Genomic DNA, 4,765 nt, shown 5'->3' with positions numbered 1-4,765 from the left:
GGACGGCTTGCGAGATGTTACTAATGAAGGCGGTACAGCAGGGGAATTATTTAAAGGCTTCTCCATTGCTGTAGCCGGTAAAACAGGTACTTCAGAGAATGCTCACGGTCGAGATCACGGCTGGTTCGTGGCCTATGCACCGTATGATAAACCTCGTATCGTTGTAGTCGCACTTGTAGAGCAAGGTGGCTTTGGTGCCGGTTCTGCAGGTCCTATCGTACGTGATGTATTGGCTGCGTACTTTAATGTACCAGTGAATAAGAAATCTAATGATACAAATAGTAAAAGTAATAAAGAAACCGCTACTGGGGCAAACACGACTAATGGACAAAAGCCTCAGAATACGGTAACGAGTGGGCAACCAAGAAAGGATTAGTATGGGCGAAATCATCGGTGTTGTATCTGGTAAGGGTGGCGTAGGTAAAACTACGATTACCGCTTGTCTAGGTGCAGCCTTAAGCCAAGCAGGGCATCGCGTATTGCTCTGTGATGGAGACTTTGGATTGCGCGACTTAGACCTTGTGTTAGGTGTGGCAGATGAAATTATCTATGATGCACTTGATGCGAGCGAAGATAAAGAGTATACAGATGCTGCGATCGTATCAATCGCAGATAACCTAGATTTTTTACCAGCTAGTCAAAGTGCTCGTTGGGAAGATATAGGCCGTAAAAAGTACAAAAAGTTAGTGCGTCGACTCTGCGATGCATATGATTATATTTTGATTGATGCTCCGGCCGGTATCGGCAAGGGTATTGAGTCTATTTTAGACTTAGTAAGTCGCTGTATCGTTGTAACACATCCTTTGTGGGTGTCCTTGCGCAATGGGGCTCGTATGATTCAAGTATGTCAGGAACATAACATTCGCGACTATGCTATAGCATTTAATGCAGTGCCTATGGAAGGGGAGGACATCAATCTATATGATATGTTAGAAGTTCTTCGCGCTGAATATATAGGGGCTATGATTCCTTATGATGAGGATGTATTAACCTATACGCAAGATGGTCATCTGTTAGAGCTTGTATCTAAGGAACTTAAAGTTGTGTTAGCACCTCTTGTGGATTATGTTATGACTGGCGATTGTTGGGAAGATTACGATGTACAAAAGCAGTTTGATACTTATGTAGCTAAGAAAAAAGCGACTAAGGAGCAAGCGAGTACACCTAGTCTTGCTACAGCAGGTGAATCAATCTTTGACGATTCTAGCAATGTTCATTACATCAATCGTGGTGGTTGGACTACGCAACGATTGCTGGTACAAGGTAAGCAAAGCTTGTGGCGCCGCCGCAAGTTGAATTAGGTGATATGATGTGGCAGAAAATATGGACAGATAGTGATTGGACTATCATCATATGCACTCTATTACTCGTTGGAATTGGCCTTACTGCCATTGGTAGTGCTACTCATGTGAATCAAGAGGCTATTGGTTTTGGTAGTTTAGTAGTAAAACAGCTAGTATTTTTCTTAGCCAATGTAGCCGTTGTTATAGGCATGCAATTTATGGATTACCATCGCCTTAAAGGGTGGGGGAATATGATTTATGCCATTACCTTGCTCATGTTGATTGCAGTTATGGCAGTTGGTACCTCTGCACTCGGGGCACAACGTTGGATTCAATTGGGGCCTATTACGATTCAGCCATCAGAGTTTTCTAAATTATTGATGATCATCTGTATGGCGAAAATGCTAGAGCCTCGCATTGGCAAGTTAGATACCTTTAAATCACTACTCTTGCCAGTACTATATGTAGGCATTCCTATAGCGCTCGTATTCTTACAGCCTGATTTGGGAACGTCCCTCGTGTATATTGCTATCTTTGTGGGGATGCTCTTTATTTCGGGTATTAAAACGCGGTTAATCAAAATTATTGCAGGTACGGCCTTCCTTTTGATGCCATTAGGCTGGTTTGTACTGAAAGAATACCAAAAACAACGGATTCTCGTATTCTTAAACCCAGATATCGATCCTTTTGGCTCTGGTTATCATATTATCCAATCTAAGATTGCCATCGGTTCAGGTATGATTTTTGGTAAAGGTATCTTTAACGGCACCCAAAGTCAGTTGAACTTCTTACCAGAAAATCATACGGACTTTATCTTCTCCGTAATCGGTGAAGAATTTGGTTTTGTTGGATGTATTGTAGTATTGTTGTTATTGTTTATGTTGATTTATCGCAGCATTCAAGTAGCATATACGTGCAATGATAACTTTGGTATGTTATTGGCTACGGGTATAGGCACGATGTTTGCTTTTGAGGTGCTCGTAAATGTAGGTATGACCATCGGTATCATGCCTGTAACAGGTATTCCATTGCCATTCCTTAGTTATGGTGTTAGTGCATTAACGACTAATATGCTGAGTATCGGTATTTTATTAAATATCGCTATGCAGCGCACAAAATATATATTTTAATATCCTTTTATAGGATTGATTGTGAAAGAAGTCTTTCAAAAAGACGGAGGATGTATGGTTCAATTAGATACGTCATGGTTACAACATGTCCAAAAGCCCGCTCGTTATACAGGGGGCGAATATAACAGTATTGTAAAAGATCACAGTACTGTTGATGTAACGATGGCATTAGCTTTTCCCGATGTGTACGAAGTGGCAATGAGTCACTTGGGCATCAAAATCTTATATGGTTTAATCAACCGTCGTGAAGATGCGGCGGCAGAGCGCGTATTTGCACCGTGGCACGACATGGAAGAGGAAATGCGCAAGCGCAATATTCCTCTATTCTCCTTGGAAACGCGTACGCCTATTAAAGACTTTGATGTGTTAGCCTTTACACTTCAATACGAAATGAGCTTTACAAATATTCTAAATATGCTCGACTTAGCAGGCATTCCAATGTACGCTAAGGACCGCGACATGGATTTCCCATTACTCGTTTGTGGTGGACCATGTGCATTTAATGTAGAGCCTATTGCAGATTTCTTTGATATTGTATCCCTTGGTGAATCTGAAGAGTGGGGCGACGAATTTGTTGACCTCTACAAGGCTGAAAAAGCAAAAGGATTCCCAGGAGGTAAGGAAGGCTTCTTGCGTAAAGTAGCTCAAATTCCAGGTACCTATTGTCCAGCTCTATACGATGTAGAATACACAGAGCAAGGTGATTTTAAATCTATTACACCTCGCTTTGAAGAGGTGCCGGCGGCTGTAGCAAAACGCATCGTTGAAGATGTAGAGAATTTGTTCTATCCCACAAAACCTGTAGTACCATTCTTGGATATCGTCCATGACCGTGCCGTACTCGAATTGTTCCGCGGTTGTACACGAGGCTGTCGTTTCTGTCAGGCAGGTATGTTATACCGTCCTGTTCGTGAGAAGACGCCAGAGCGTTTGCTTCAAATCGCTAAGGATACTATCGCCAATACTGGTTATAACGAAATCTCCTTGATGAGCTTAAGCTCTGCGGACTATTCTAAGTTGCCTGAGCTAGTAGATATGCTCATGGAAGAATTCAAAGATAAACAGGTGAGCGTAAGCTTGCCGTCCTTGCGTATCGATAGCTTCTCCATCGATATTGCGAAAAAGGTACAACAAGTGCGTAAGAGTGGTCTTACCTTTGCTCCTGAAGCTGGTACACAGCGCATGCGTGATGTTATCAACAAAGGTGTTAGCGAAGAAGACTTATTAGCGGCGTGTACCAATGCTTTCAAATCTGGGTGGAATACAGTTAAGCTGTACTTCATGATGGGCCTTCCTACAGAAACTGATGAGGACCTAGCAGGTATTGCTAATTTGGCCTATAAGGTGCTTGATTTGCATCGTGATATTACAGGCAAACGCAATGGTTCTGTAACAGTGAGCGTATCCTTCTTTGTACCAAAAACACATTCTCCATACCAATGGTATGGTCAACAAGATGTAGAGGAAATTCATCGTAAACAACGTTACTTGAAGTCTCTCATCAATAACCGCAATATCTCTTATCACTACCATGATGGCTATACTGGTTACATGGAGGCTGCCTTTGCTCGTGGGGACCGTAGATTATCTAAGGTTCTCGTAAAAGCGTGGGAAGCAGGTTGTAAATTTGATGGCTGGACTGAGTTCTTTAACTATGAAACTTGGTTGAAAGCCTTCGCTGATTGTGGTTTGGATCCAGCCTATTATGCGCGCCGTACACGTGATTTTGACGAGCCATTACCTTGGGATCATTTAGATTGCACTGTAAGTAAAGCATTCTTAAAACGGGAGTGGGAACAAGCAGTAGAAGCAAATCTTACAGGTGATTGCCGTCGAGCTCCTTGTAAGGGGTGTAATGTATGTCCAGAGCTTGATACAGCTATTATTGACTATAAGGAGGGTGGCAGAGTTGAAAAAGTTACGTTTGGCCTTAAATAAAGGCGAAGAATTGAGATTCTTGTCGCACCTTGATTATGCACAAGCTGTAGAGCGTATGATTCGTCGCGCAGAAATTAAAATGGCTTACTCTGAAGGCTTTAATCCACATATGAAAATTAGCTTCTCCTCTGCGCTTGCATTAGGCGTAACGGCAGCGGCTGAATATATCGATATGGATATACTGGAAGAAGACTCTTTAGAGTCTATTATGGAGCGTTTAAACCGAGTAGCACCTCCAGGTCTTGAAGTGCTAGGTGGCAAAGAAATGCCTGAAAAGGTGAAAAAAATGATGGCTATCTGTAACTATGCTATTTATGAAGTGACAGGCCCTGTTACCGATGAAAACGCTGATTGGGATGCCTTGCTTAAACCTTTCAATGAAGCAACGGAAATTTCTTATGAAAAGGTAACACC

At 42.2% G+C, this 4,765-nt stretch carries 5 protein-coding genes; all 5 read left to right on the top strand.

From position 1 onward, the window contains the following. The coding region (locus Q0F90_RS07255; RefSeq protein WP_296004374.1) for a penicillin-binding transpeptidase domain-containing protein at nt 1-376 on the top strand (376 nt) is incomplete at its 5' end. A gap of 1 nt (nt 377) precedes the next feature. Further along, entirely contained in the window at nt 378-1,301 is a 924-nt protein-coding gene (locus Q0F90_RS07250) for a P-loop NTPase (RefSeq protein WP_296004373.1), read from the top strand. Nucleotides 1,302-1,309: 8 nt separating this feature from the next. Further along, nucleotides 1,310-2,413, top strand: coding sequence for a rod shape-determining protein RodA (rodA, locus tag Q0F90_RS07245; RefSeq protein ID WP_296004375.1), 1,104 nt, complete (start codon nt 1,310-1,312; stop codon nt 2,411-2,413). Between the two features lie 54 nt (nt 2,414-2,467). After that, a complete protein-coding gene (locus Q0F90_RS07240; RefSeq protein WP_296004372.1) occupies nt 2,468-4,351 on the top strand; it encodes a TIGR03960 family B12-binding radical SAM protein in 1,884 nt (627 codons plus the stop codon). Continuing rightward, nucleotides 4,323-4,765 (top strand): TIGR03936 family radical SAM-associated protein (locus Q0F90_RS07235; RefSeq protein WP_367113423.1); only part of this gene is annotated, 443 nt, incomplete at its 3' end. The genes Q0F90_RS07240 and Q0F90_RS07235, both read left to right, overlap by 29 nt.

Origin of the sequence: uncultured Veillonella sp. (assembly GCF_934190855.1) — a bacterium.
Taxonomy (GTDB): domain Bacteria; phylum Bacillota; class Negativicutes; order Veillonellales; family Veillonellaceae; genus Veillonella.
This window is presented reverse-complemented; position numbering and strand designations above follow the sequence as displayed.

Coding starts and splice junctions, on each gene's coding strand:
- Q0F90_RS07250 (WP_296004373.1), top strand. CDS start 378: ATGGGCGAAATCATCGGTGTTGTATCTGGTAAGGGTGGCGTAGGTAAA.
- rodA (WP_296004375.1), top strand. CDS start 1,310: ATGTGGCAGAAAATATGGACAGATAGTGATTGGACTATCATCATATGC.
- Q0F90_RS07240 (WP_296004372.1), top strand. CDS start 2,468: ATGGTTCAATTAGATACGTCATGGTTACAACATGTCCAAAAGCCCGCT.